The sequence below is a fragment of the Streptomyces sp. AHA2 genome (assembly GCF_036857595.1).
GTDB lineage: Bacteria > Actinomycetota > Actinomycetes > Streptomycetales > Streptomycetaceae > Streptomyces.
The window spans coordinates 248,949-273,921 of sequence record NZ_JAUQWJ010000008.1; the positions used below are offsets into that span (position 1 = coordinate 248,949).

General features: G+C 71.2%; 29 protein-coding genes. 13 read left to right on the forward strand and 16 right to left on the reverse strand.

The annotated features are described in order from the left end of the window. Positions 1–7 precede the first annotated feature (7 nt). The 16 genes from Q5694_RS18930 to Q5694_RS19005 all read right to left on the reverse strand — a co-directional run bounded on the left by Q5694_RS18930 (position 8) and on the right by Q5694_RS19005 (position 11,516). Entirely contained in the window at positions 8–637 is a 630-nt protein-coding gene (locus tag Q5694_RS18930) for an HAD family hydrolase (protein WP_333934320.1), read from the reverse strand. Further along, entirely contained in the window at positions 634–1,785 is a 1,152-nt protein-coding gene (locus Q5694_RS18935) for an MFS transporter (RefSeq protein WP_333934321.1), read from the reverse strand. The genes Q5694_RS18930 and Q5694_RS18935 overlap by 4 nt, the downstream gene beginning before the upstream one ends. Continuing rightward, complete coding sequence (locus Q5694_RS18940; RefSeq protein ID WP_333934322.1) at positions 1,782–3,026, reverse strand: ATP-grasp domain-containing protein; 1,245 nt, start codon at positions 3,024–3,026, stop codon at positions 1,782–1,784. The genes Q5694_RS18935 and Q5694_RS18940 overlap by 4 nt, the downstream gene beginning before the upstream one ends. A gap of 50 nt (positions 3,027–3,076) precedes the next feature. Continuing rightward, positions 3,077–3,379, reverse strand: coding sequence for a hypothetical protein (locus Q5694_RS18945; protein WP_333934324.1), 303 nt, complete (start codon positions 3,377–3,379; stop codon positions 3,077–3,079). A gap of 29 nt (positions 3,380–3,408) precedes the next feature. Beyond that, positions 3,409–4,596, reverse strand: coding sequence for an MFS transporter (locus Q5694_RS18950; protein ID WP_443040898.1), 1,188 nt, complete (start codon positions 4,594–4,596; stop codon positions 3,409–3,411). A gap of 44 nt (positions 4,597–4,640) precedes the next feature. Beyond that, positions 4,641–5,156 carry a regulator gene (locus Q5694_RS18955; protein ID WP_333934326.1) on the reverse strand — a complete coding sequence of 172 codons (516 nt, stop codon included), beginning with the start codon at positions 5,154–5,156 and terminating at the stop codon, positions 4,641–4,643. Then, a complete protein-coding gene (locus Q5694_RS18960; RefSeq protein WP_127436007.1) occupies positions 5,153–5,995 on the reverse strand; it encodes a winged helix-turn-helix transcriptional regulator in 843 nt (280 codons plus the stop codon). Before Q5694_RS18960 ends, Q5694_RS18955 begins: the two co-directional genes overlap by 4 nt. Positions 5,996–6,042: 47 nt before the next feature. Beyond that, the gene (locus Q5694_RS18965; protein WP_333934327.1) at positions 6,043–6,456 is read right to left on the reverse strand and encodes a hypothetical protein; all 414 of its coding nucleotides are present in this window, start codon (positions 6,454–6,456) and stop codon (positions 6,043–6,045) included. Positions 6,457–6,466: 10 nt separating this feature from the next. Beyond that, the gene (locus Q5694_RS18970) at positions 6,467–6,910 is read right to left on the reverse strand and encodes a hypothetical protein (protein WP_127433478.1); all 444 of its coding nucleotides are present in this window, start codon (positions 6,908–6,910) and stop codon (positions 6,467–6,469) included. Beyond that, positions 6,907–7,389, reverse strand: a complete 483-nt coding sequence (locus Q5694_RS18975) for a hypothetical protein (RefSeq protein WP_127433479.1) — start codon at positions 7,387–7,389, stop codon at positions 6,907–6,909. The genes Q5694_RS18970 and Q5694_RS18975 overlap by 4 nt, the downstream gene beginning before the upstream one ends. 99 nt (positions 7,390–7,488) lie before the next feature. After that, a complete protein-coding gene (locus tag Q5694_RS18980) occupies positions 7,489–7,809 on the reverse strand; it encodes an SH3 domain-containing protein (protein ID WP_179342577.1) in 321 nt (106 codons plus the stop codon). Positions 7,810–7,989: 180 nt separating this feature from the next. Continuing rightward, positions 7,990–8,733 (reverse strand): hypothetical protein, encoded by a 744-nt coding sequence (locus Q5694_RS18985; RefSeq protein WP_333934329.1) that lies wholly within the window; start codon positions 8,731–8,733, stop codon positions 7,990–7,992. A gap of 25 nt (positions 8,734–8,758) precedes the next feature. Further along, the gene (locus Q5694_RS18990; protein ID WP_333934330.1) at positions 8,759–9,457 is read right to left on the reverse strand and encodes a hypothetical protein; all 699 of its coding nucleotides are present in this window, start codon (positions 9,455–9,457) and stop codon (positions 8,759–8,761) included. Between the two features lie 18 nt (positions 9,458–9,475). After that, positions 9,476–9,961, reverse strand: coding sequence for a hypothetical protein (locus tag Q5694_RS18995; protein WP_333934331.1), 486 nt, complete (start codon positions 9,959–9,961; stop codon positions 9,476–9,478). Next, on the reverse strand, positions 9,958–10,509 hold the full coding sequence (locus tag Q5694_RS19000) for a DUF4913 domain-containing protein (protein WP_333934419.1): 552 nt from the start codon (positions 10,507–10,509) through the stop codon (positions 9,958–9,960). Before Q5694_RS19000 ends, Q5694_RS18995 begins: the two co-directional genes overlap by 4 nt. A 251-nt stretch (positions 10,510–10,760) precedes the next feature. Next, positions 10,761–11,516: a DNA-methyltransferase gene (locus Q5694_RS19005; protein WP_193458573.1), complete on the reverse strand. Its 756-nt coding sequence runs from the start codon at positions 11,514–11,516 to the stop codon at positions 10,761–10,763. A 513-nt stretch (positions 11,517–12,029) separates the two neighbouring features. Between Q5694_RS19005 and Q5694_RS19010 the strand changes: the two genes are divergently transcribed. From Q5694_RS19010 to Q5694_RS19070, 13 genes are all read left to right on the forward strand, one after another. Beyond that, positions 12,030–13,151 (forward strand): C40 family peptidase, encoded by a 1,122-nt coding sequence (locus tag Q5694_RS19010; protein WP_333934332.1) that lies wholly within the window; start codon positions 12,030–12,032, stop codon positions 13,149–13,151. A gap of 139 nt (positions 13,152–13,290) precedes the next feature. Then, positions 13,291–13,605 (forward strand): DUF6112 family protein, encoded by a 315-nt coding sequence (locus Q5694_RS19015; RefSeq protein WP_193458575.1) that lies wholly within the window; start codon positions 13,291–13,293, stop codon positions 13,603–13,605. Continuing rightward, complete coding sequence (locus Q5694_RS19020) at positions 13,605–14,297, forward strand: hypothetical protein (RefSeq protein WP_061441573.1); 693 nt, start codon at positions 13,605–13,607, stop codon at positions 14,295–14,297. Before Q5694_RS19015 ends, Q5694_RS19020 begins: the two co-directional genes overlap by 1 nt. 36 nt (positions 14,298–14,333) lie before the next feature. After that, a complete protein-coding gene (locus tag Q5694_RS19025; RefSeq protein WP_136236449.1) occupies positions 14,334–15,716 on the forward strand; it encodes an SCO6881 family protein in 1,383 nt (460 codons plus the stop codon). An 81-nt stretch (positions 15,717–15,797) separates the two neighbouring features. Continuing rightward, positions 15,798–17,270, forward strand: a complete 1,473-nt coding sequence (locus tag Q5694_RS19030) for an SCO6880 family protein (RefSeq protein ID WP_333934334.1) — start codon at positions 15,798–15,800, stop codon at positions 17,268–17,270. A gap of 100 nt (positions 17,271–17,370) precedes the next feature. Further along, the gene (locus Q5694_RS19035; protein WP_333934335.1) at positions 17,371–17,832 is read left to right on the forward strand and encodes a DUF6238 family protein; all 462 of its coding nucleotides are present in this window, start codon (positions 17,371–17,373) and stop codon (positions 17,830–17,832) included. A gap of 28 nt (positions 17,833–17,860) precedes the next feature. Next, a complete protein-coding gene (locus Q5694_RS19040) occupies positions 17,861–19,375 on the forward strand; it encodes a VirB4 family type IV secretion system protein (RefSeq protein ID WP_333934336.1) in 1,515 nt (504 codons plus the stop codon). Between the two features lie 14 nt (positions 19,376–19,389). After that, on the forward strand, positions 19,390–19,962 hold the full coding sequence (locus tag Q5694_RS19045) for a hypothetical protein (protein ID WP_333934337.1): 573 nt from the start codon (positions 19,390–19,392) through the stop codon (positions 19,960–19,962). Positions 19,963–20,159: 197 nt separating this feature from the next. Next, positions 20,160–20,603 (forward strand): hypothetical protein, encoded by a 444-nt coding sequence (locus tag Q5694_RS19050; RefSeq protein WP_228126019.1) that lies wholly within the window; start codon positions 20,160–20,162, stop codon positions 20,601–20,603. A gap of 755 nt (positions 20,604–21,358) precedes the next feature. Continuing rightward, positions 21,359–22,432 (forward strand): hypothetical protein, encoded by a 1,074-nt coding sequence (locus Q5694_RS19055; protein WP_333934338.1) that lies wholly within the window; start codon positions 21,359–21,361, stop codon positions 22,430–22,432. Between the two features lie 143 nt (positions 22,433–22,575). After that, positions 22,576–23,085 carry a hypothetical protein gene (locus tag Q5694_RS19060; protein ID WP_165684259.1) on the forward strand — a complete coding sequence of 170 codons (510 nt, stop codon included), beginning with the start codon at positions 22,576–22,578 and terminating at the stop codon, positions 23,083–23,085. A 43-nt stretch (positions 23,086–23,128) separates the two neighbouring features. After that, entirely contained in the window at positions 23,129–23,872 is a 744-nt protein-coding gene (locus Q5694_RS19065) for a glycosyltransferase (RefSeq protein ID WP_333934421.1), read from the forward strand. After that, positions 23,865–24,971: a hypothetical protein gene (locus Q5694_RS19070; RefSeq protein ID WP_333934339.1), complete on the forward strand. Its 1,107-nt coding sequence runs from the start codon at positions 23,865–23,867 to the stop codon at positions 24,969–24,971. Before Q5694_RS19065 ends, Q5694_RS19070 begins: the two co-directional genes overlap by 8 nt. Positions 24,972–24,973: the final 2 nt, after the last annotated feature.

The window sequence follows — 24,973 nt, forward strand, 5'->3', positions numbered from 1 at the left end:
AAGCGGGTCAGTTCGGGGGCTGCAGGGCGGCTGCGAGGTCGGTGGGGTGGCCGGTGTAGTGCAGGGTGCGCAGGCCCAGGTGGCGGGCTGCATGGCAGTTGTCGGCCCGGTCGTCCACGAAGAGGACGCGGTCGGGGTCGGCGGCACCGGTGGCGTTCATCGCGTGCTGGTAGGCGGCCGGGTCGGGTTTGCAGACCTGGAGCCGGGCCGAGTAGAAGGCGTGGGTCATCAGGCGGCGCCACGGGCGGCGGTCGAGGACATCGCTGAGGTGGCGGGGTGCGTTCGACAGCAAGACCAGCGGCAGCCCGGACTCGTGGGCCTGGTGGAGAACATCGATGACGTGATCGTCGATGGACGTCCACATGTCGGTATCGGCGTCGCGGAGTCCACGCAGCCTGCGGGCACCGGGGTGGTGGCCGAGGACCGTGGCCCAGTACGCGAGGTCGCTGAGGTGACCTGCGTCGTAGGCGGTGCGGGCGTTCCAGAAGGCGTTCTGGAAGGCGGGGAGGTCGTCCTCGGGCCACAGGGCGGTGCGGGCCAGGCGGAGCCACTGGTCGGTGGTGGGTTGCAGGCCGATGACGCCGTTGTAGTCGAGGATGACGGCGGCCAGGCCCGCGTGGGCAGTGGTGGGTGTCAAGGGGTGGTGTTCTCCAGGGCGCGGTGGGCGAGGGCGGCGACGGCGGCTGCGAGGAGGGCGGGCAGCAGCAGGGCCGTGGGCAGGGTGGTGGCGCTGGCCAGGGCTCCGATGAGGGCCGGGCCGGCGAGGAGGCCGAGGTAGCCGGTGGCGGTGACCGTGGCCACGGCCTTGGCGCCTCCGGCACCGGCCGCGGTGATGAGCGAGGGGACGGTGGTGGACAGGCCGAGTCCGAAGACCGCCCAGCCCGTCAGCGCCAGTGGGGTGCTGTTCCCGATGACGCCGATGGTGAGTCCGGCCGTGGCGAGAAGGGCTCCGGCCCGTACGACTGTCGGGGCACCGAAGGCAGCGGTGAGCCGGTCACCGGTCAGCCGTCCGGCCGCCATGGCCGCGCTGTACAGCGCGAACGCGGTGGCGCTCGCGGCCGTCGGGGCGCCCAGGGTGTGCAGGTGCACGGCGGCCCAGTCAGCGGCGGCTCCCTCGCCCAGCAGGCTCGCAGCGGCCAGCGCGGCCAGAAGCCAGAGCTTCCCCGGCGACGAAAGCAGGGGCAGCTTCCCGGCGCCAGCGCGCATTGCGGGTCGCTCTGCGCCGCTCAGGCTTCGGGTGACCGGCACCGCTGCGACAGCGGCCCCGGCCAGGAGGGCGCCTGTTGCGGTGAAGAGTGTGCTGTGCGGGGCCTGGGCGGTGAGGGCGGCCAGGGCGGCGCCGGCGAGGGCGCCGAGGGAGTATGCGGCGTGAAGACCAGACATGATGGGCCGGCCGAAGGCGTTCTGGCAGCGGACGGCCGCAGTGTTGGCGGCCACATCGAGGACGCCGTGCGCGAGACCGAACGCGAGAGCCGCCAGCAGCAACGCGGACAGATTCTCGCCTTGCCCCACGAGGACGAGGCACCCGGCCAGGGCGATGGACCCACTGGTGAGCTGGGCTGGTAGCCGCGCCGGCCGGGCGTAGCGGCCTCCGAGCTGCAGTCCAGCGACCATGCCGACGGCGGCGGCCAGCAGGACCAGGGCCAGCCCTGCGGTGCCGAGGTGGGCAGCCTGCTGCACGGCGGGCATCCGGGCGCCCCACACCGCCATGATGGCCCCCAGGCCGAGGAAATAGCCGGTCAGCAATGCCCGGCTATGCCGGTCAGCCGCAGACACCGCGCTCACGCCGCAGCGCTACGGGGGCCGGAGGTCCGGTCGAGGACCGCGGTGACGGCACGAGCAGCCTGGTCGGCGCGTGCACGCGCCTGCTGGCCGGTGGTGGCGGTGGTGATGAGGTAGCCGATCCGGCCGGTGTACAGGTTTCCTCCGTCGGCGGGGAGGAGGAGCTGGTCACCGGGGCGGCACTGGTAGTGCAGCCGGTCCAGCCACGTCGGGCGGGGCCCGTCGTAGGTGAGGTGGGTGAGGGTGCCGGAGGTGTCCGGATAGAGGAGCCGGATGGCGGCGGCCGAGGACCTGGTGGGCGTGAGGTCGGGGGTGCGGTCGCAGGCGATGTCGGCGGCGGCACGGACCAGGTCGATGCCGGTGGCGAGACGCACGAGGTGGCCGATCATGTCTCCGGCCAGGCGAGCGTTGACCTCGATGAGGCGGGGCCTGCCGTCGACGAGGCGCATCTCTATGTGGCTGACGCCGTCGGTGATGCCGAGGGCGTTGATCGCCGCCCGGGCGGCCGGCGCGACGGTCTCCCGGAGCGGGTCGTCGGCGTCCACACTGTGGGCCAGCTGCTCGAAGCGCGGCGGAGGGCTGATGGTCTTGCGGTTGACCGCCACCACCGTGGTGGCGCCGCGGTAGGTGACACACTCCACGGAGATCTCCGGCCCGTCGAGGAACTCCTCGACGAGGACGCTGGTGCTCTCGGTGCCCTGACCGGCCGTCCGTTCGGCCGCCCGGTAGGCGGCCGTGAGCTGGTCGCGGTCATCGACGCGGAGCACGCCGATGGCACCCGCGTGTGAGGCAGGCTTCAGCACCACGGGATAGCCGATCCGGTCGGCGGCGGCTTCGGCCTCCTGCCGGGTACGCACGCTCACCGAAGCGGCCGAGGGCACGCCGTGGCGGGCGAACAGCGACCGAGCGGTGGCCTTGTTGCGGCACCCCTGCATCACTTCGGGCGCGGTGGTGGACAAGCCGAGCTGGCGGGCGAGTCGGGCGGTCGGGACCACACTCCACTCGTCCCAGGTCATGACACCGGCGAGGTCGTGGCGTGCGGCCAGGGCCCGACCCCCCGCCAACAGCGCGGCAGGATCGCTGAGGTCCACGACGGCGTGATCGGTGATGTGCGGCTTCTCCCACGAGGGTTCGGTGCCGATGAGCAGCACGACTCTGTAGGCGTCGGCGACCTGCTCAAGGCAGTAGCCGCGGTAGTTCTCATCTCCGGGAGCGACGACAAGTACAACAGGGCGAGCGGGCAAGAGGGAATTCTCCGTATCAAGGGACGGCAGGGCAGGGAAAAGGGGGTGTCTCAGGCGGCGCGGCGCCGGCGCAGCCCGAACGCGTGGGACCAGTGGGGGTGGTCGTCGATGAGGCGACGGGCGTAGAGAGCGGTGAAGTTGTTGTTCAGCCCGGCGACGCCGTACGGGAGTTGGCGTCGCAGGTCTTCGAAGAGGTCCTTGAGGCTGATCCGGGTGGCGCCGGCGGCCAGGCGGCGGGCGGCCATGCGTTCGAGGGATCGGTACACGTGCGGGTTGCGGGCGTCGAAGGCGTGGAACTGCTCGGTGATGGTGCGGCCGGTCGCTCGGTGCGACCCGAGGGCGGCGATGGTCATAGGGGTCCTCCACGGGCGGGACAGCCGGGTCAGGCGCGCAGGGCAGGGTCGGTGCGCAGGCGGGCGAAGGCGCAGAACAGGCCGAGGGTTTGCAGGGCGGCACAGGCGGTGATGACGTGGCCCAGCGCGTCGGGCGGGGTGAGCGCGGTGAGCACGCCGGCGAGGGGGAAGGGCAGCAGGAGGATGAGGATGGTGGCCGACAGGGTGCTGCCGAATGCCTCCGGGGGGATCAGGCGGGAGCGCAGGGTGCGCAGAACGACCGCCAAGCCGCCATCGGCTGCCATCAGGACCGCGACCATGACCAGGTAGGACAGGTAGTCGGGGGCCAGGGCGGCTGCGAGACAGGCGAGCGAAGCGATGACGGAGCAGGCGACTCCCACCGGCCACAGGCCCAGGCGGTCCAACGCGAACCGACAGACGGTGACGGCCACCAAAGTGGCCGCCGCTGCGGCGGACCACACCAGGCCGACGGCCGTGGTGGACTGCCCGAAGTGCTGGACGACGATCACCGGACCGGCTGCCTGGAGAAGGCCGATAGACAGGTTGGACAGGGTCAGCCCGGCCACCAACCAGCCGAGCGCGGGGAGCGCGCGGATGGTGCGCCACCCGGTGACGAGCCCGGCGCCGGGCCGCCCCTTCGGCGCGCGGGCCGGGGCCACGGGTGAGGGCGGTGTGCGCAGGGCGAGCAGCGCGGCAAGCAGCGAGAGCACGGTGACCGCCGCGAGCATCGACGGCGGCCCGGCGAGCAGCAGCACGCCGGCGAGCGCCGGTCCGGCCAAGGTCGCCGTCTGGTCGATGCCGAGCAGGGCAGCCTGGACACGGTGAGCCCGAGGTCCCGCTCGGCGGCCGGCGGCGGCACCTGCAGTCTCGACGGCGATGTAGCTGAACTCAGTGAGCACACCGGTCGCCGCCGCCAGCACCATCACCGTCACGCTCGCCGCAGCACCGGACGGGTAGAGGTACAGCAGGACAGCGCCGGCGGCGAGAGCCAGCGCCCGTCCCAGGGAGGCGAGGTGGAAGACCACCGAGGCGCCGCGTCGGTCGACGATCGACCCGGCCCACCCGAACGCTGCCAGGCGCGGGATCGACTCCAGGGCGAAGGCGGCCCCTGTCAGTACGGCGGATCCAGTCGTGGCCAGAACGAGCAACGGGATGCCGTAGGTGGACATCGCGAATGCCAACGCGTCCGCCGTGCGCGGCAGGTAAATGCTGCTCATCAGCCCGGCCGTGTGGCGTGCGTGCCGGGGTGTGACCGCTGCGCTCACGCGGCCCGCTCGGGCTCGGCCCTGGTCACCTGGGGGTTGCCGGCCAGCCACTGGATCAGGTGCGTGCGGACGCGCGCTAGGTCCGCCTCAGCCTCCGCGCTGATCGGGTGCGCGTCGGGCAGGGGTGCGGGGCGGTCGGCGTTCCCGGGGGTGAGTGAGGGTGCCAGCAGGCCGAGAACGTGCCGGATGCGGCTGCTGAACTCGCAGACGGCGGCGGGGGCCGAGTGACGCCGCGCCCACCGGGCTAGCGCGTCGTACAAGTCGGCCAGTTCCATCCCGGAGTCCGTGAGTTCCAGACCGGCGCCGGGCGCGACCCGGACGAGGCCGTGGGCACGGGCCGTGTCGGATGCACTGCGCAGTTGGTGCGCGGAAAGGTCGGGCAGGGTGCCGGCGAGCCGTCGCGGCGGTATGGCGCCGTTGTCGTCGATCTCGGTGACCAGACGGATCAAGGAGCGTGAGGCCAGCAGGTCGATGACCTGGCGCGCTTCGGCAGGGAGGAAGGAAGTGCTCATCGGCGCGGGCCTCCCGCCGGGATGGCTGCCGTCGGGCGGCCGGTGGCAGCGTGCGAGAAGAGGTCGCGGTGGTGCCACACCGGGGACGACCCAACCGCCCGAGCAGGTGGAAGCGCCACGGGCGCCGGCCGTGACGGGCTGCTGACCCACGGCCTCGGCGTGCTCTTGGCCTGCGGCTGCCCCCAGACGGGGTGGCTGGCTGCCTGGTCGAGGGGTTGCCCGGCGGACCAGGCGGACAGCGTGCCGAGGACGGGGCCCAGGGCGTCGCCGGCGGCGGACAGCCGGTAGGGCCGGCCGTTTCCCTCGGTATCGGCCAGACCGTCGGCAACGAGCTGGCGCAACGGCGGATAGATGTTGGTCCAGTCGCTGCTGGGCATCACGATCCGGGCCAGAACCCGGCCACTGACCTCCTTACGCGACTTGAGCACCCACAGGATGGCGGCAGCATGGCGCCGGGTGAGCAGGGTGAGGCTGTCCTCGATCTGCTCGATCGCGGCCAGCGGGCGCTCCGCCTTCTCCAGGTGCTCTTCGGCCCAGGTGACGATCATCGGCAGGATCGGCAGCAGGGCAGTGGCTCGCTCGGTGTGGCCGTAGGTGACGTGCCGTGCGGTGTGTTCGGTGCGCTCGACGAGACCGGCGTCGCACAACGACTTCAACTTGGGGTGGAGCTGGCCGTTCTGCAGCCAGGACACCTTGGCCGCCAACTCGCTGTAGCGCAGCGGCGGGCCGGAGAGGGCCAGCAGGATCCTCACGTTCCAGCGCGGGGTGATCATGGCGAGGGCCTCGGTGACCCGGGCGATGTCGGCGTCGGCATCGGGGGGCAGAGCGGTGATGGCCAAGGGAGGAACTCCTGGGTGAAAGAAGGGGTAATCGCCTGGGGGTCGGGTCAGCGGCTGTGCGCCGCGCTCTGCGCCATAAGGGGCGCGGCCGGAGCAGGCGGCGCGGGAGTCGGAGAGGCAGACGTCGGGGCCGGGACGCGGGCCAGGCTCTGCAGGACGGCTGCGACCGATGTGGCCTGGGCCTCGCGGACGGCGACGGCTTCGGCGAGCCGGCGGGTGCCGTCGAGGAGGTGGGACACCTCGTGCGGGCCGATCTGCCCCTCGGGGTGGACGAGCCGGGCCAGCTGGTCGCGGTGGAAGTCGATGCTGCGCTCGGCCAGGGCGAGGGCGCCGTGCATGCCGAGCAGGGCGGACAGCATGCCGGGTGGCTGTTCCTGTGCATGGGCTTCGAGGTCGGCGAGCGGTGCGCCGTACAGGTCCTCGATCCGGTCGGCTATGTCGGTAGACGTGAGGTGGGGCAATCGAGGGCTTTCACGGTCGGCGGGCCCGGGCCGCCCCGGCACGCTGAGGTGCCGGGGCGGCAGACGGAGGCAGGGTGGCGGTGGCCCTGAGCTGTGCCGTGCGAGCGGGCCGGGTTTGCTTTGCAGGCGGGGGCATGGTGCGCAGCAGCTCGCCGAGGGCTGCGCGGTAGCCGTCGCGGGCCTCCAGTGCCGCTTCCAGCCACTGCGCGTCGAAGCGGAGCTTGTCCGCCGACAGTTCGCCCATGTCCCGCTCGGGATCCATGTCGGCGTGGACGCGGTCACGGACGCGGGCGACCTGCTCCTCGGTGAGCGCCAGGAACGAGCGCAGCTCCAGAGCACGGGCGAGCGCAGGCGAGGCATCGTGGCCGGCAGCAGCCTCGTACAGCTCGGGTACCGGGTTCCCGAAGACCTTCTGCAGGTCGGTGTCCATGGTGCTGGCCTTGTCCCGGCTCATCGGGCGGACCTCGCCGGCCGCCACGCCGACGCCGGTGCGAGTGTCCCTGCCGGCCGGTTGGGGGCGCTGGTCTGCACCGCCGGGCCGCTTCGGGGCCGGAGGCGGGCCAGGCGCTCTGCGGCGAGGTCCTTCTTTCCCGGGGCGTCCGGGTCGAGGAGCCACCGCACGACCATGGCCCGGCCGTCGCGGGTGGTGACGGCGGCGTTCACCCGATGGGCGAGGCCCATCGTCGGGTCGTCGACCTCGCTGGGCTGGGTCTCAAGGGCGGCGAGGAGGTCGTCCTCTGCGCGCTCCAGCACGGACTGGGCCTCGACGAGAAGGCCGTGCCACTTGACGACGTCGGTGGCGTCGGGGTTCGCGGTCGGAGCGGCGGCGACCGCGGCCTTCAACTGGTCCATGCCCATGTCGAAGCGGGCCTCGATCCGTTCGGTGAGCACGCCCACGACATCCGCAGACTCATCGGATATGCCGTCGGTCAAAAGGGATCTCCTGTTCTGGATGGGCCGGTGCCTGCGGAATGTGAGGGGCGGCCGTACCGGTGCCCCCGCCGCTGGGCGGGACGTGCTGGATCCGGTCAGTCAGTCCAGACACATGCGGACGTCGCGGTAGACGTAGGTGCCGGAGACCCAGCCCTTGACGCCGGTCGTCTTGTCCGTGATGTAGAGCCAGTTGCCGCTCTTCTTGGACACGCTGAACTTGTGGCTCTTGTAGAGCACACCGAGCGCGGTGGACTTCGAGCTGGCCTTGGACCGGATGGTCACGGCCTTGGTGTGCACCGCGTACGGGAGCGGCGGCAGGTTGTGGCAGCTCACGGCAGGGGTGGCGGTTGCTGCGGTGGGTACGGTCGCGGCGCTGGCGGGCGTGGCGGACAGCGCCGGCAGCGCGAGCGTGCCGAGCATCGCCGCGGATATGGCGATTCGGGTGGAGCGCATGCGGAAGAAACCTCCGTGAAGGCACAGGGAATGCGGGGAAAGTGCCGCGGGAGTTGTCCCGGCGGCTGTATAAGAGTCCGGAGAATCGGCGGTTTGGCTAACCGGCGATCGTCGGCTATGTTGCGCCGGCCGCGACTGGACCAGCGCTCAGCGAGAGCGGCCGGGCGGGTGTGGGGCAGGGGCCTTCGCTACACCTGCCGGGCGGCTGGGGGTGGCTGCCGGGCGGATCGGCGGGAGCGGCCCGGCCTTGCCGGTGAGGCGGTCGTCGCACCACTGCAGGGCCTCACCGGCCGTGTCGAAGCCGCCCTCCCGCAGGGTGTGCGTCCACGTCTCGGTATCGACCTCCTCGACCACCACGCGGAACGGGCTGGGGACTTGCTCGTCCTGTGCACGCAGTACCAGGACGATGACCATGTCGTCCGGGTCGTCGCTGGTGTAGGAGTAGCCCATGGCGTAGTGGTCGCCGTCGCCGACGAGGCGACGCTCCAGTGCTCGCGTGGCCTCGTCCGCCGGTGGCGGGCCCAGTTCGGGGTGGAGGCCGATGGCGTCGGGCGGGCAGCCGCGGTGGATGAGCCAGGACTGCGCCATCGCAGACAGCGGCAGCTGAGCGTGCTCGAAGCTGAACATGCCTTTTTCGTGGTCCCGTTGCAGATGCACGGCGAGCACCTGGGGCATGCCGGGGCGTCCCCAGGTGGCGGTGCGGTCGAACAGCACGTAGTAGCTGTTCGGGCCGTCGTGGTGTTCGGCGAGGGGGACGAGCATGTCCTCGTGGACAGCGACCTTGCGATAGAAGTCGAGGTACCTCTCCTCGTCGGAGTCGAGGTCGTCCAGCTCGAAGTCGACGTGGGGGATGGTCTTCCGGGCCGGCGCCGGTTCGGTGGGGGACAACAAGAGCCTTTCGGTGGATCGGTGCAGTTCAGCGCCGCTTCGCTGGAGTGGACGGCGGGGCCCCGGGCCGAGCCGGGCTCGTCGGCGCATGCGTTGCAGGAGTCCGGCGGGCGTCCAGCAGTGCGGCTCGTCCGGCGTCGGTGAGGGAGACGGGCTGGCCGGCGTGCGCAGGGTGGCTGGTGTCCCGGACGATCAGGCCGACGCGTTCCAGCTGCTGCATCTGGGGATAGGGGATGCGGGTGCCGGAGGAGGCGGTCACAGACAGTCGGCCTGTCAGCAGGTGTTCGTGAGGCTTGGCACCGCCGGCAATGGCGAGCAGTGCCGCCCGGTCGTCGGTCGAGAGTCGTCCTTCGTCGGGCGTCGATGCTGCGGCGGCGGCCTCGATGGGCTCCAGGGCGGCGAGCACCTCTTGGGCGGTGGCGTCGCGCGCGTTGGCGGCTTCCTCCAGCTGGTCCACGGTGCGGTCGATTCGTACGAAGAGGGCACCGTCGACAGGGAACTCACCGCTCGTGAGCCGGTTGAGCAGCTTGAGGTAAAAGTTGACGCCGATCTGGGCGTTGGCCAGGGTGCGGTGCCGGTCGACCAGCTGGGTGTGTGGCTCGTCGAGGGCGCCGCGGTCGCGGTAGGTCCACAGGGTGTCGATGTCGTGGCCGGTGACCGCTTCGAGGCGGTGGTCGAGCTGCGTGACCGCACGCCGGGTGGGTGTCGCCGCGGGTTGAGGGGGCATGGGCGGCGCTCCGTGCGTTCAGCGGGTGGGATGGTGCGCGGGGTTGGGTGCGGGACGGGGCAGGCCCGGCAGTGCGGCAGGCGGCGGACCGGGCCGGGGCGCGGGAGCACGGGTGGTCAGCTGCGGGGAACGCGACCGAGCCGCGTGCGTCCGAGCGCTCAGCGGCCGGCGGGTCATCCCAAGGCGGCGGCCGACCTCGTCATAGACGTCGTTGCCCGCACGCGGCCGGATCGCGACGACGTGGATCTCCTTTGGGTGGGCGGATTCCGCAGGCGCCGGGCGGACGCCGTAGACGACGCGCCAGTCCTTGCGGCGGTCCACGAACAGCTTCCGGAACCCCTCCAGGTCACCGTCGAGGCGCTGTCCGAAGCGCCGCGCGTTCACGACTTCCTGCAGGTAGGCAAGGGTGAGGTCACGGATATCGCTGGGGGCCTGGAGGAGATCGGTCAGCGCGCGAGGGTCGAAGCTCAGGGCAAACGCGGGCTGTCCCGCTCCCGCGCTCATGGCGTCGGCTCGCCCGGCTCGGCAGTGCCGACGCCATCCGCCGTGGCCGCCGTCTCGGTGCGCACGGACGGCGGCGGGCCGGGCAGGAGACGGTGCGCGGGCCGGTCGGGGGAGGTCATGCAGGCCGACAGCGGTCCGCCCGGCGCGCGGATCGCGGCGACGGCGTGGGTGAGGAAGTCCCGGTGCCACACGAACAGCCCGGAGAGCCCGGCTTCGGGGTCCTTATGCTGCTGGTAGGCGAGCCACAGGGCGTGGAGCCATGCCACGACATCGTCGTGTTCCTGCCACTGCGGGCACCAAGGTGCCGCGGTGGTGACCTCCGCTCCGTAGACCGGGAGGAAGAAGTCGTCGACCCAGTCCGAGAGGGCGTCGAGTTCGTCTTCCCGTTCCTCCCCGTCGAGTTCCAGGATCGGGCGGGGCTCCGGCGGAGCGGCGGCCGGAGGCCCGCCGAACCCCGGCATGCCGAACGCGGCAAACGGTGACCCGCTCGGCGCCGGCGCGGATGCGAGGTGGTCGAGCTGCTGAGCCTGTTGCGCCGACTGCTCCATGAGCCGCCGCACGCTCGCCTCGATTCCCTCCAACTGCGGATCCGGAATACGAACCGGCTCCAACTCCCCATCGTCAGACGGCCTTGCGGATTCAGACATTGAAAGTTCAGCCTCCTACGAGACACGGGTTGGGAGAAAGGCGAAGGCGTCCTTGCACGGACCGGGCAGTGAAATTGCACGTCCGCTCCGGCGGTGCTCCGCCGGCGGCTCAGCAGGGAGCCGGTTGCCTTGGCGGCAGGAGAGGACGCGGCTCAGGTTGCGAGAACCACGTCGTCCTTGGTGAGGGTGGCGCGGATCGTCTCGGTGAGCCGGTCGGCCGCGATCGACGCGTAGTGCTCGGTCTTCTCCACGCCGATGAAGTCCCGGCCTTCCAGCAGGGCGGCGACGCCCGTGGAGCCGGAGCCGGCGCAGAAGTCGAGGACCGTGCCGCCTTCGGGGCTGATCTTGACCAGCTCGCGCATCACCTCGACCGGCTTCTGCGTGATGTGCTGGCGCTTGGACCCCGAGGGCTGCGAAGCCGAGTACATACCCGGCAGGTAGACCGGGTTCCGGGAGCCGTCGATCGGCCCCTTGGACGCCCAGACGATGAATTCGCAGTTCTGGGTGAACCGGCCCTTCTGGGGCCTGGCCTGCGGCTTGTGCCAGGCCAGCACACCCCGCCACAGCCACCCGGCCGCCTGGATCGCGTCCGTCGTCGTGGGGAGCTGGCGCCAGTCGGTGAACAGCAGCGCGGTCCCGCCGGTCTTCGTCAGCCGGTGCGCTTCGGTCATGATCTGCGTCAGCCAGAATCCGTAGGAGCGCTGGTCCATGTTCTCGCCGGTGAAGTCGGCAAGGTCGTTCTTGGAATCGGCGGAGGTGTACTTCTGCTTCGCGGAGCGGGTGGTGCGCTCCTTCGCGGTCCGGCCGCCGCTGTTGTACGGCGGGTCGGTGATGACGGAGTCGACGCAGCCGTCCGGTAGGCCGGAGAGAACGGCCAGAGCGTCGCCCTGGTGCAGAGAAAAAGGCAAAGAGGAACCCCTATTCGGGTGCGGAAATCGCGGAGGGAAACCCCGCCTCACACAGGAGTCCTCGCGGGCCGAAAGCGGGCATGCAGAAGCCCGTGGCCGCAGACCGAGGAGGGCGAGGGGGAGTCAAAAAACTGTAGAGGCGAATCCGCCGACGACCAAGAAACCCTTACCGATGTACCGGTTTCCGGCACCTCACGCCGAGCTTTTTGGTCAACCGCCGATCCGCACCTACTGTTTTTGAACCGCCCGGCGCACACCGCCGCTGGCTACATCCTCGCCACACCTCATGGAGATACCCCTGCCCCGGCACACCTAGCTCACAGCACGGCCGCGCGGAGCGAGCGGCAACTCCCCCGCACCGGCCCGCCTCCGATCGCCCACCCCGGCTGCCGCGCCCTTCCACCACGCCTCGCGCACGCGACACGCCGGACACCACATCCCGAAGGACTCGTTCATGACGTCTGACCACCCATCCATGCCCGAACCCGCTGACCGGCGAGCGGTCCGCTCGGGTTGAAGGCACTCGCCGCCGGCATCGGCGTCGTCTTCCTCTCCCCGATCCTGCTCGCCGGCACCGGCATGATGCTCGCCTCCTCCGCCGAAGCCGTACAGAGCAGCAGCTCCTTCAGCAACTGCCTGACCGACATCGACAGCGACAAGGTCGCCGAGCAGGTCACCAAGATCCTCGACGGCGCGTCCGGCAAGGACGTTGACATTGAGGGCCTGGACCTGCCCGCCGAGCAGGTCCCCAACGCGGCGACGATCGTGGCCGCCGGCCTCTCGCTCGACGTCCCCAAGAAGGGACAGATCATCGCGCTCGCCACGGCGATGCAGGAGAGCCGGCTGCGCAACCTGGGCTACGGGGACCGCGACTCCCTCGGTCTCTTCCAGCAGCGTCCGTCCCAGGGGTGGGGCAGCGCCCAGCAGATCCGCGACCCAACCTACGCGAGCGAGCAGTTCTACAAGCACCTGCTCAAGGTGGACGGCTGGCAGCAGATGACCGTCACCCAGGCCGCGCAAGCCGTGCAGAAATCCGGCCTGCCGGACGCGTACGCGCAGTGGGAGAACCTGGCCACCGCGCTGCAGGCCGCCATCGTCAAGACCTTCCCCGGCGCCGGGGATGCCACGGATGACAAGGACGAGAAGCCGTCGACCAGTACGACCGGCTGCGCGCCGGGCCAGGACGGTTCCGGCTTCGGCCGCATCCCCGAAGGGAGCGTCCCCAAGGGCTACTCGATCCCCAAGGACGCCGACCCGAAGGCCCGTAAGGCCATCGAGTGGGCGATGCACCAGCTCGGCACGCTCTACCAGTGGGGCGGATCCTGCACCAACGCGCACGGCCCCGACCCCATGGGCCGCTGCGACTGCTCCAGCCTGATGCAGCAGGCGTACGCCCATGCTGGCATCACGCTCACCCGCACCACATACACGCAGGTCAACGAAGGCAAGGCTGTCTCGCCCGCTCACCTCAAGCCCGGCGACCTGATCTTCAGCCGCGGTACCGCCGCACGGCCTGAGCACGTCGGCATGTACATGGGCGAGGGCCTCGTGATCGAGGCGCCGCGCACCACCAAGCCGGTGCGGATCACCCCGATCAAGGACTGGGACATTCTCGCCGTCCGCCGCGTCCTCTGACGCCGCCCCGCCCGGTGCCAGCCCGGGCCGGGCCGGGCTGACGCGGCCACTTCCGTGCCCTTCGCTCACCTCTCCCTCCGCTTTCACCTTCCCGTTGGGCCTCGCCGGGCCCGCGTATGCAAGGAGCCTCGCACCACCTATGTCCGTCCCTCTCTCAGACCGCGTCATCCAGCTCGCCTACGACCCAGGAATCACGCCCAAAGGCGGCGGGCTGCCTGGCCTCGCCGTGCTGAAGAACGTGGTCAACAGCATCAACATGTTCGGGATCATCGCCGTCGTCGGCGCCCTCGCCGTCTCGCTAGGCGTATGGGCCTGGGGCCACCACACCGGTGGACACCAGGCCGAGGCCAACGGGAAGAAGGGCGCCGTCGTCGCCGCCGGCGCCGCCCTCGGTCTGGGTGCCGCGAACGGCATCGTGGCCTTCTTCTCCGGCCTGGGATCGCAGGTCCACTGATGCGGAAACGCTTCCCCTCCTCTTCGCTGTCCTCGTACGGCTCGGGCTGGTCGACGAACCAGCGCATCGCGATCGGCGCCACCGTTGTCGCCGTTCTACTTGCCCTTGCCGGGGTCGTTGCCCTGCTGACCGGCGGTGGCAACAGCCAGCAGACTCCCGATGCCGCGCCACCGGCTCCCACGGGCGGCCCGTCCCACTCCGAGGCTGCTCCCAAGCCTTCCTCCGGGTCCGGGTCGGTGCCCAAGCCGCCGCAGATCGCCGAGCCGGTCGCCTACGCCAAGGCAGCGGCCCAGATGCTCTGGTCCTACGACACCCGCGACACCAGCCGCGACCAGCAACTCGCCGGCATGCGCGCCTGGATGACCACCGAGACCAAGTACGCCGACTGGACCTCGGTCGCAGGCCAGGTCCCCGACCCCGTGCTGTGGTCACGGATGGCCGACCAGGACCAGCACGCCACCGCCCACATCACCGAAGGCCACTACCCCGGCGCGTTCAAACAGGCGCTGGCCGAGGATCCGTCCGCGATCACCGAAGCGTACATCTACGTCGTCACCGTCAACGGCAAGCAGACCCTCAGCTGGAAGAAGGGCGGCGGCGGAGCCGAGGAACGCGCCGTGACCCTGGCCGTCCAGTGCCGCCCGAACCACGACTGCACCCTGGCCGCCATCGCACCGAGCGTCACGCAGTGACCCGCGCCTGAGACACGAAAGGAGGAGTAACTCCTCGTGGGTTTCTGTGATTTCCCCCTGGCGGACAAACTGTGCGCCGTCGGCGACGCGGTGGACTTCGCCTCGGACCCGGGCAAAGCCATCGGTGACTGGATGGCGAAGTCCGCCGGTGAACTGGCAGCCGCCGCAGCCGACCTGGCCGCCGAAGCCGTCAACACCACCACCAAGGTCGATCTGAACGCCGGGTGGTTCCGCGACAACTACGAAATGCTGTTGCCGCTGGGCCTGGTCCTGCTGGTCGCCACCTTCTGCGCGCAACTGGTCCGGGCCGCCATCAGACGCGACGGGCAAGCCCTTACCCAAGCATTCACGGGCACCGCGTCCGGAGTCCTGTTCGCCTTCTGCGCCATCGCCCTGACCACAGTCGCCATCGAGGTCGTGGACGCCGTCAGCGACGGCCTGTTCAAAGCCGCACACCTGAACATCGAATCGGCCGTGCGCCGCGTGGTGAAGGTCAGCCAAATCGGGGCGCTGTCCGGTCTCGGTTGGCTCGTCCCGGTCGTCACCGGGCTCGGCGCCGCCATCGGCGCCTTCCTCTACTGGTGCGTGATGATGGTCCGCAAGGTCGGCATCCTCGTCATGGTCACCCTCGCGGTCTTCGCCTCCGCCGGCGGCGGCTGGGAAGTCGCCCGGCGCTGGCGCAAGGGCTGGATCGAAGCCACCGCCACCCTCGTCGTCTCAAAGCTCCTGATGACCGTCATCTTCGTCCTCGGTATCGCCGCCATGGGCAAGACCGAAGCCAATGACGGCATCGCCGCGCTCGCCGACGTCATGTCCGGCATCGTGATCATGGTCCTGGTGCTGCTGTGCCCGTACGCCGTCTTCAAATTCGTGCACTGGGCGGCCGACGGCACCGACGGCGAGTCCATCCACCGTGCCGGTGGCGCCGGGGCCCAGATCGCCAAGGCCCACGCCGAGAAGGCCGCCCGCAAGGCCGCCGCAGCCGCAGCCACCGCCGGAACCGGTGGCGCCGCAGCCGGAGCAGGTGGCGCTGCCGCCATGGGGAGTGCCGCACCGCAAGGCCCCGACGGCGGCGGATTCCCCGGCGACATCGCCACCGACCCGACCGGCGGCGAAGGCAAGGACGGTTCGCAGGGCGGTGGTACGGGAGGCTCGCCCGGCGGCGATGCCGTCAAGTCCGGCCTGGAGAAAGCCGTCCAGCCCGCGCCGACCAGCGTGTCCGACGACACCAGCGGCCAGGTGGGAGGCAGCCCCGGACCCGGCGGATCCGGCGCAAATGCCGCGTCCGGCCAGGGCGGCGGATGGCAGACCACTCCGCCGACAACGACACCGCCTCCACAGGGCGCACCCCCGTCCTCCGGCTCACAGGACGCCGCGTCGAGCGGGTCGGCACCGCCGCCGCCTCCGACCGGCCTCTGACCCCTGCCCGACGCCCGGGGGCGGGACGTGCACACCACCTCCCGCCCCCGGCCTCCACCCGCGCCTCCAGGACCCGCCCCCATGACTGACCTCTCTGTTGCTCCGGTCACGGTGAAGTTCCCCCACCGGAGCCGCCGCGGCATCCTCCTCGGCCTCTCCCTGCCCCAACTCGTTCTCGTCTCCTGCACACTGGCCCTGCTGCTGCTGACGGTGATCTCCACCGGGCTACTCGGCGCCGTTGCCCTGGCACCGCTGTGGGCGGCATCCGGCGCACTCGTCGCCATCCGCCGCCACGGACGCTCCCTCATCGACTGGGCACCGATCGTCACCCGGTACACGCACCGCCGCCGCACCGGCCAGACCCTCTGGCTCGCCCGACCTGTCACCAGGCCCCGGCAGGACGGCCTCCTCCATCTGCCCGGCACCGCCGCTTCCCTCAAAGTCGTCACCCCCGGCGATTCCGCCAACGGAGCCGCAGCCGTCCACGACCCGCACCAGCAGACCCTGACCGCCATCGCCCGCGTCACCAGCCGTGCCTTCGCCCTCCTCGACCCAGCCACCCAGAACCACAACGTGAGCAGCTGGGGGCGCGCGCTGGCAGGTATCGCCCGCACCGGGCACGTCGCCACCGTGCAGGTGCTGGAGCGCACCGTGCCCGACAGCGGTGACACGCTCACCCGCCACTGGACCCAGAACGGGCAGCCCCAGACCCCCGTCGCCGGACAGATCTACTCCGAACTGGTCGCCTCGGCCGGCCCGGCCGCCGCTCCGCACGAGACCTACCTCGCCATCTCCCTCGACCTCAAGGCCGCCCGGCGCCTGATCAACCAGGCCGGCGGAGGGCTGCCCGGGGCATTCACCGTCATGCAGCAGACCACCGCCTCCATCGCCCAGGCCGCCCGCAACGCCGGCCTGATGGTCACCGGATGGCTGAGCGCGCGGGAGATCGCCGCCGTCATCCGCACCGCCTACGACCCCAAGGCGCTCGCCGCGCTCCAGCAGTGGTCCGAGACCGGCCGCGCTGAGGCCGACCCCGCAGCCGCCGGTCCCGTCGTGCAGTTCGAGGAGTACGACCGCCTCGCCACCGACAGCGCGCGGCACGCGACGTACTGGGTGGAGAACTGGCCGCGCACCGAGATGGGGGCAGGGTTCCTGCACGGGATCATGTTCACGGCCGGCGTGCGCCGCACCCTGTCCCTTGTCTACGTGCCGCAGGGGCTCGAGTCCGCACTGCGGGACGTCCAGCGCAAGAAGGCCGCGATCATCGCCGACGCCAACGAACGCGCCCGCCGCGGACAGGTCGACTCCGAAGAGGATTCCGTCGAGTACGCCGACGTCAAGACCCGCGAACGCCAGCTCATCGCCGGGCACGCGGACGTAGCCCTGACCGGCCTGGTCACCGTCACCGCCGAGACCGACGCCCTCCTGGACGCCGCCTGCGCACAGATCGAGACCCACGCCGTCACCTCCGGCGTCGATCTCCGCAGGCTCAACTACCAGCAGCCGGACGCCTTCGCCCTCTCCGCGCTCCCACTCGCCCGCACAGCCCTGTGAACCAGCAGCGCCCGTGCACGCCCTGACCCACTGCACTCCGGATCACCCGCGACGGGACGCCCCATCACCACCCTGCCGACCGGCAGGAAGGACCACCACCTTGACCTCTCCCCCGCGCCCCGACGACGCGCACCCCTACCTCCGCGCCGCGAGCGCCGGCATCCGCCACCACACACGCGCCCTCACGCCCTCGGACGCAGACCCGCCCAGGCCCGTGGACCGTCTGCACCTCGATGTACTGCACGCCCACCTCACCGCTCTGCTCCAGCTTCTGGACCGGCTCGCCGACCACACCCGGCCCCCGCACCCGGCCGCCGGACGTCACCTGGCCACCGCCCACACCAGGCTCTGGCAGGCCACCACCGAAGTCCACGCCGCCTTCCACCTGCTGCCCGGCACACTCCAGGCCGACGCCGAGACAAGCGCCTGCCATCCAGAGCGGCTTCCCGAGGGCCTGCCCGTGCTGACGATCTGCCAGCGCCACCTCGCCGCCGGACACGTCGTCCGCCGCAAGACCACCCCCACCGACCTCCGCCCGCACGCCACGGCCTGCGTGCGATGAGCACCACCCGCAGAATCGAGGGCCCCCGATGAGCCACCGGCCCGCCCGCCGCGCCCGCCGCGCGTCCGCCAGCCCGCTGTTCACCCCCCACGGCACCGACCGCGCCAGCCGCAAGGCCGCCCGCCGCCAGCTCGCCGAGGCCGCCGCAAAAGCCCGCGCGGAAGCCAGCGCCCACCAGAGCGAAAGCACCCGCCCCGAGCAGCAGATGCCCGCCCCGCTCTACCCACCGAGCGGACGCCCCGGGCCCGCCTCCGCTCGCGGGAACCGGCTAAAACTTCCCGCCCACCGCATGACCACCGCCGTCGCGGCCGGCGCCTATCCCTTCCTCGCCGAAGGCGGACTCGGCGCCGAGGGCATCTACATCGGCCGCGACGTCCACGCCGAAGCATCCTTCGTCTTCGACCCGTTCGCTCTGTACGGCAAGGTCGAGGGGTTCACCAACCCGAACCTACTGCTCGCCGGCGTGATCGGCCAGGGCAAGAGCGCGCTGGCCAAGTCCTTCGCACTGCGATCGGTCGCCTTCGGGTACCGCGTCTACGTCCCGTGCGACCCGAAGGGCGAGTGGACGCCGGTGGCCGAAGCCCTCGGCGGCCGGTCCGTCGCCCTCGGGCCCGGACTGCCCGGACGCCTGAACCCCCTGGACGCAGCCCCGCGCCCGGACAGCGTGGCCGAGGCCGACTGGGTCGGCGAAATCCGCAAGCGGCGCCTGCTCCTGCTCGGCTCCCTCGCCCGGACCGTACTGGGCCGGGACCTGATGCCCATGGAACACACCGCCCTGGACGTCGCCCTCGACGCCGTCGTCACCCGCGCCGCCGACACACACCGCACCCCGCTCCTCGGCAACATCGCCGCCACCCTCAACAACCCGACCGACCTCGACGAGGCCGCCGGGATGATGTCGGGCCAACTCGGCGACGCAGCCCGCGACCTGGCCCACGCCATGCGGCGCCTGGTCCACGGCGACCTGGCCGGCATGTTCGACGCCCCCTCCACCGTGAGCTTCGACCCCAACGCGCCGATGCTCACCATCGACCTCTCCCGCCTCGGCGGATCCGGAGACGACACCGCCCTCGTCCTCGCCATGACCTGCGCGAGCGCCTGGATGGAATCCGCCCTCTCCGACCCCAACGGCGGCCGGCGCTGGATCGTGTACGACGAGGCATGGCGCCTGATGCGGCACGTCGGCCTGCTCCAGCGCATGCAAGCCCAATGGAAGCTCTCCCGCGGCCTCGGCATCGCCAACCTCATGGTGATCCACCGGCTGTCCGACCTGCTCACCGCCGGCGACGCCGGATCACAGGGCCGCGCCCTGGCCGAGGGCCTCCTGGCGGACTGCTCCACCCGCATCATCTACCGCCAGGAGACCGACCAGCTCCACGCCGCAGCCTCCCTGCTCGGCCTGACCTCCGTCGAGATGGACGCCATCGCCCACCTCAACCGAGGGCGCGGATTGTGGAAAGTCGCAGGTCGGAGCTTCATCGTGCAGCACCTCCTGCACAGCCACGAACTGGCGCTCTTCGACACCGACGCCCGTATGCACTGAGGAGCAAAAGGCCCGTGAAGCCCGATTTCCAACGCAACCTGATACCGCGCGACGACGCGCTCCACCTTATCGGCGCACTCAACGCCATGAAGGACAAACTGCACGACGCCGCCCAGCGGTGGGAGCTGCTCGACGAGAACGGGCACGTTCCGGCCGCGCCGTCCTACACCGCGCTGCTCCAGCACGCCACCGATGCGCAGGACCTCTCACGCGAGGTCCTCCGCCTGGCCGACGCCTTCGCCCGGAGCCCTCACCACACCACCCGGACCGGCCGGACCGTCCTGAAGCAACTCGCCACGGCCGCGACCATCTCCAGCCACGCAGCCCCGCACTTCACCGAGACCGCAGAGGCCGCCCTGACCCTGCCCCGGACCACCAACCCCACCGACCGGCACTACCTCACGAATCGCATGGTCATCGACCACGCCTCAGCGCGAGCCTTTCTGCGGCGTGCCTCGGAATCCCTCCGCGACGCAGCCAAGGAACTCGACGACCACCTCGGCGTCCAGCGCTTCCTTGCGCCTCTGACCCGCCGGGAGGGACCGCCGGAACCACCGCCGTCCCGGCCTGGCGGTCTCCACCGCTGACCGCGCCAGAGCCGTGAACTGCTCGTGCAACAGATCGCCACCTCGGTGCAGTCCGCCCGCAACGACCTGCAGCCCGCACCAGCCCGAAGGACTCCTGCATCATCCCCCGCGACCCAGACTTCGAGCTCTACGACAACGTCGGCCGCGACGCCGACCAGATCCAAGCCGCCCGGTACAACCTCGCCACCCGCGGCGACTTGAAGCGGTGGGCACAACGCGATGCACAGCCCTTCCGCGCCGCGTACCCCCTACCCGACCAGCCCTGGCCAGCGCCCGACCTCACCCCGTACCTGGACGCCCTCGCCGCAGCCCGGACCCCGGCGGAGATCGACGCGGTCACCGACCACGTCCTGGACGCCGCCGAACCCGCACTGCGCGCCCTGAGTGACTACCTCGTCGCCGCAGCACGGTGGAAGCAGGAAAACCGCGACGCGGCCAAGGGATCGCCTTCGCACCTGCTGATGACAGCGGCCAGCCGGGCGCTGTCCGCCCTCGCTCTCGCCGACGAAGCCGGTCTGAACAGGCTGCGCGCCGCCTATGACCCGGCCCCCGCCCCCACAGCGTCGGCCGACGCCTCGCGTGGAGCTACCGCGAGCTTGCCGCCCGCTCCTCCCTCCACCGGCCCCGGGCCTCACCGTTAGCTCTTCTCCATCGGCAGTGCCCGTGCGCGCCCTGGACCCACTGCACTCCGAATCACCCCGACGCCACAGCCGTCGCCGCTCTGCCCGCCGGCAGGAAGGAGCACACCCTTTGACCTCTCCCCCACGCCCCGACGACCCGCACGCCTACCTCCGGGCCGCAAGCGGCGGCAGCCGCAGGAGGAGCCATGGCCGCTGACGAAACGACCACTCCAGAACCCGGCCAGGTACCGCTCGCACCGCTGCCCGACCACCGCAACGTGCACACGCCGTGGTGGCAGGAGCTGTGGCGTCGCCACGCACACGTCATCACGCCGCTTCGGGCACGCGGGCTGCAGTGCGACATCGAATTCGGCCTCAGCACCTACAACGTGCGCGTCTCGCTCCCCGACGACAGCTACCTGGTCATCAGTCCGCCGCACGACCCGAGCGACCGCCCGGAGACCCGGAGGGCTGGATCGCCACTCGCGAGCACCCCGACGACCCGACGCTGTTCGAGGTCATCTACGACTCGGCGCCCTCCAACGATCCCGGTGCTCCCCAACGGCCCGAAGCCCGCCACGGCGGCAGCACCCAACCCCTGATCGAGGCGATCGACCACCGCCTCGCCCAGCTCAGGCTGCTACCGCACCCCGCCTTGCCCCACGAAAACTCACACGTTCCCCCAGCCCAGCCGTCACCCCTCCCGCCACGGGTCCTCCCGCCGGCATCGCCGAAAGCCGCCCCACCGGCCAGACGCACGCCCTGACTTCTTCCCCTTGCGAACCCTTGGAGCCTCCATCCGCACCGCCCGCCGTACTCTGCCGCTGATCATCGGCGCCGCCTGCCTCACCCTGGCCCTCACTGGCTGCTCCGACGAAGACGGCCCAGCCCAGGCCCGACAGACGCCCAGCGCCAGCACCGCCCCGAAGCCCGCGCCCGCTCTCAGCGCTGCTCAGGCCCGCGACGTCATCACCCGCTATTCCAAGATCAACAACGAGGCCAACGCGGACCGCGACCGGCGCCTCCTCGACACCGTCGGGGACGGACCCCTGTACGCGATGTCCGTCTCGGACTACACCGAGACCGAAGGACTCCCCGCCAAGGACCGCGAGCCGTACGAGCGCTGGTCCTACGACCTCGCCAGCGCCAAGCTGTACATCCCCCGCCTGGCCGACGGACAGGACCGCTGGTTCGCTGCCGCCCTCTCCAGCGAGAAGGGCAAGGCCCCCTCTCGCCTGGCCGTGTTCGCCGAACAGCCCCACAAGCGCTGGGAGATGGTGTCCGTCGTCGACCTCGACAGCCAGAAGCTGCCCGACGTCGCCCTGGACCGCGAGGGATACGCGACCGCCGTCGCCTCCAACGACAACAAGCAAATGGCCGCCGACGCCGACCTGCTGCGTACTGCCGTGCTGGACAACTTCACCACCGGAGGCACGAACACCGGAAACAAGGTATTCGCGCCGACCAAGGCCAGCAAGCGGCAAGTCAAGGTCCACAGCGATGCCGCAACACGCTTCGGCGACAAGGGAACCAGCGTCTTCGACGAAGCCGACAACCGCTTCACGGACGCCTACGCCCTCAAGACGGAAGACGGCGGCGCGCTGGTCCTCTTCTCCCACACGCACACCCAGACCGACGCCGTCGCGCACTCCGGCCTGCAGATCAACCCCGGCAAGGAAGACCGGGCCTGGCTCCACGACGTGCCCCGCATGTCCATCCAGTACACGTTCGTGTGCAACGACGCCGCCACCGTGCCCGCGAAGGCCGAGCCCTCCCGCCTGATCGGCTACACCTGCGCCCGCACCGACGCCTCCGGCCCCCCGGTCCCCTCCTGGTCACACCGCGCGTAGCCGCACCCGCCCGCCACTCGACGGCCACCGAGGACATCCCCCGCCCCCTGCTCGCTCCGGAGAACTCCCTGTCCACACACTCCTTCATCGCCCGCCCCACCCCCGGCACGGGGTACAGCGGCATCCACGTCCAGCTCGACGGCGTGCCCAGCAACCACCTCCCGCTCCTCCTGGCCGCCTACCAGTACAAGTTCGGACGCGACGTCGAGGCCATGGCCCAGCACCTCATCGACGACATCGCCGTCGGCTGGGACGAACTCGGCACCGATCTCCTCGACGACGCCCCGCCCACGCTCGTGGCCACGCTGACCGGCGGCGAACACTGGCCCAGCCGGACCCTCGATCACCTGATCACTCCGGACGGCTCGCCCCCGGTGCGCATGACGGTCACCGACACCACCGCCAGCGACCTGGGCATGCCGTGGGGCTACATCCTGCATCCGCAGGGCATCGAAGTGATCAGCATGGCTCACACAGGCACGGGCCCCCTCGTGGCCTGGGACACCGACCCCAACACCCCCTTCAGCGACCACCCGGCGCACTGGCCCGCCATCACCACACGCCGGACGCCCACCACCTCGCGCACCGCGCGCCCACCGCGGCCCGCTGCCGGTGCAGCGCCGACCGGGCCCCGCACGGCTGCCCGCCGCTGACCCTCACCTCCCCTCATTGCCGGAGACTTCCCTGCCCGCTCCCCTGATTACGGTCGTCATCGCCACCCGCCTGCGCGACGACCGCCTCGACTACCTGACCACCATGCACGCCAGCCTCACCCGGCAGTCCGTGCCGTGGGAGGCCGTGATCGCGCTCGACGGCACCACACCCGAACGCCTGCCGACCGCGCTCGCGCAGGACTCCCGCATCCGCACACTGACGCTGCCCCGGCCGGTCGGCGCCGCCTGCGCCAGGAACCTGGCCCTCACACACGTGCGCACCCCCTACGTCAACTGGGCCGACGATGACGACCAGTTCACCGATGACGCCATGTCCGTACGGCTGGACACCCTGGAATCCACCGGAGTCGGCTGGTGCGCGGGCTGGAGCGAGGACCAGCACCCCGACGGCTCGACCCGTCTGTGGCGCTGCCCGACCCCGCCCGGCCGGCACGAGGCCGGCGACGTGTGGACCTATTGGAAGACGCCGACGGACACGATCCCCATCGGGCCGACCACGATCCTCGCCCGCACCGATCTCGTGCGCGCAGCGCCGATGGGCGGCCTCGTCCAGGGCGAGGACTACTGCGCGGCCCTCGGCGTCACCACGCTCGCGCCCGGAATCCTGCTGCCGGTGCCCGTGTACCGGTACCGCAAGCACCCCGGGCAGATGACGGCCCAGGTCGGGTACGACCAGCTGGAGGCGGCGGCCCGGCAGCACGCCTGGGCGTACGGGCGCAGCCTGCGCGCCGTCCTGCGCGGTGGCGAGGACCTGGTCCATGGCTGAGGCGCAGATCATCCTGTCGCACAGCCGGGAGTCGGGGATCGTCGCCATCGCCTCGGGCGAGCAGTATCCGTGGGCGCACACCGCCCTCGCCGAGAGCGGCTTCCAGCGAGACGACGACGGCGTCTGGCACCTGGCCGCGGACGGCACCCAGACCACCGTGGTCGATCTGGTCACGTGCGCGAAGCGGCACCGCGCCAGCGTGCACACGAGCAGCCGGCGGTACATCGGCGACGCCGCCCGTGACCTCGCGCGCCTGCTGCCCGGCCAGTGGCACGCCTCGGTCGAGATCTATGCGCACCCGGCCTGGCAGGAGGACCTGGTCCCGTGGATCTGGGACAGCGGCGACCTCGGCCGCGCCGTCCAGAGCGAGCGGATCCCCTACGCCGCGGTCCTCACCGACGCGGCGCAGGGCACCACACTGTTGTTCGTCGAGCGGCCCGGCCATCATCTCGGCTACCTGGTGGGCGCCTTCTCGCCGGAAGGGCTCGAAGGAGGCTACGGCGACCCCCACGCTCCGCCCAGCATCGTCCTGCCGCCGTTTCCCGGGCGGGCTGCCCAGGCCCTCACCGACCGGTACCTTCCCGCCTACGAGCAGGCCGTCCATGCCCGCCAGACGGCGGCCATCGCCGGCGTGCTCGCAGACATCCGCTCCGAGCACGACGCCTGGCAGGCCATGAACGCCTCCGGCAGCTACAGCGACGCCACCCCGCTGGGCGCCGCCGCCCTCGGCGCCTCGACGGAGCTGTTCCTCGACCACGCCTGGCGCCGTTTCCTGACCGTCGTCGACCACGCCCCGACGCTGCTCGACCGGTGCCGGCCCGCGACCAGCCCGTGGCCCGACGACGCCTCAACCCTCTCCCGTCTGGCCGACGCCGTGAGCGATGCCGAAGCCCTGCTCGACGAGATCGTCCACGGTGATGCCGTACCGGAGCAGGAGCGCCGAGCACGCGCGTGGCCGGCGATCGAGACGTGGCTCACCGACGGCGACGCGTTCTTGCGCCAGGCCCGCCTGAGCGCACGCCACCGCCGCCCGGCCCTCCCCGTCACAGCCCCAGCCCGCCGCCTCGCCGCGGCCCGGCCGGCGTGCCGCAGCCACTGACC

Excerpts from the sequence above, each read along its gene's own strand:
- Q5694_RS18955 (WP_333934326.1), bottom strand. The coding sequence starts at position 5,156 with ATGAGCACTTCCTTCCTCCCTGCCGAAGCGCGCCAGGTCATCGACCTG.
- Q5694_RS18950 (WP_443040898.1), bottom strand. The coding sequence starts at position 4,596 with ATGAGCAGCATTTACCTGCCGCGCACGGCGGACGCGTTGGCATTCGCG.
- Q5694_RS19070 (WP_333934339.1), top strand. The coding sequence starts at position 23,865 with ATGGCTGAGGCGCAGATCATCCTGTCGCACAGCCGGGAGTCGGGGATC.
- Q5694_RS19020 (WP_061441573.1), top strand. The coding sequence starts at position 13,605 with ATGCGGAAACGCTTCCCCTCCTCTTCGCTGTCCTCGTACGGCTCGGGC.
- Q5694_RS19015 (WP_193458575.1), top strand. The coding sequence starts at position 13,291 with ATGTCCGTCCCTCTCTCAGACCGCGTCATCCAGCTCGCCTACGACCCA.
- Q5694_RS18995 (WP_333934331.1), bottom strand. The coding sequence starts at position 9,961 with ATGAGCGCGGGAGCGGGACAGCCCGCGTTTGCCCTGAGCTTCGACCCT.
- Q5694_RS18970 (WP_127433478.1), bottom strand. The coding sequence starts at position 6,910 with ATGAGCCGGGACAAGGCCAGCACCATGGACACCGACCTGCAGAAGGTC.
- Q5694_RS18980 (WP_179342577.1), bottom strand. The coding sequence starts at position 7,809 with ATGCTCGGCACGCTCGCGCTGCCGGCGCTGTCCGCCACGCCCGCCAGC.
- Q5694_RS19000 (WP_333934419.1), bottom strand. The coding sequence starts at position 10,509 with ATGGAGCAGTCGGCGCAACAGGCTCAGCAGCTCGACCACCTCGCATCC.
- Q5694_RS19040 (WP_333934336.1), top strand. The coding sequence starts at position 17,861 with ATGAGCCACCGGCCCGCCCGCCGCGCCCGCCGCGCGTCCGCCAGCCCG.
- Q5694_RS18990 (WP_333934330.1), bottom strand. The coding sequence starts at position 9,457 with ATGCCCCCTCAACCCGCGGCGACACCCACCCGGCGTGCGGTCACGCAG.
- Q5694_RS19030 (WP_333934334.1), top strand. The coding sequence starts at position 15,798 with ATGACTGACCTCTCTGTTGCTCCGGTCACGGTGAAGTTCCCCCACCGG.
- Q5694_RS18945 (WP_333934324.1), bottom strand. The coding sequence starts at position 3,379 with ATGACCATCGCCGCCCTCGGGTCGCACCGAGCGACCGGCCGCACCATC.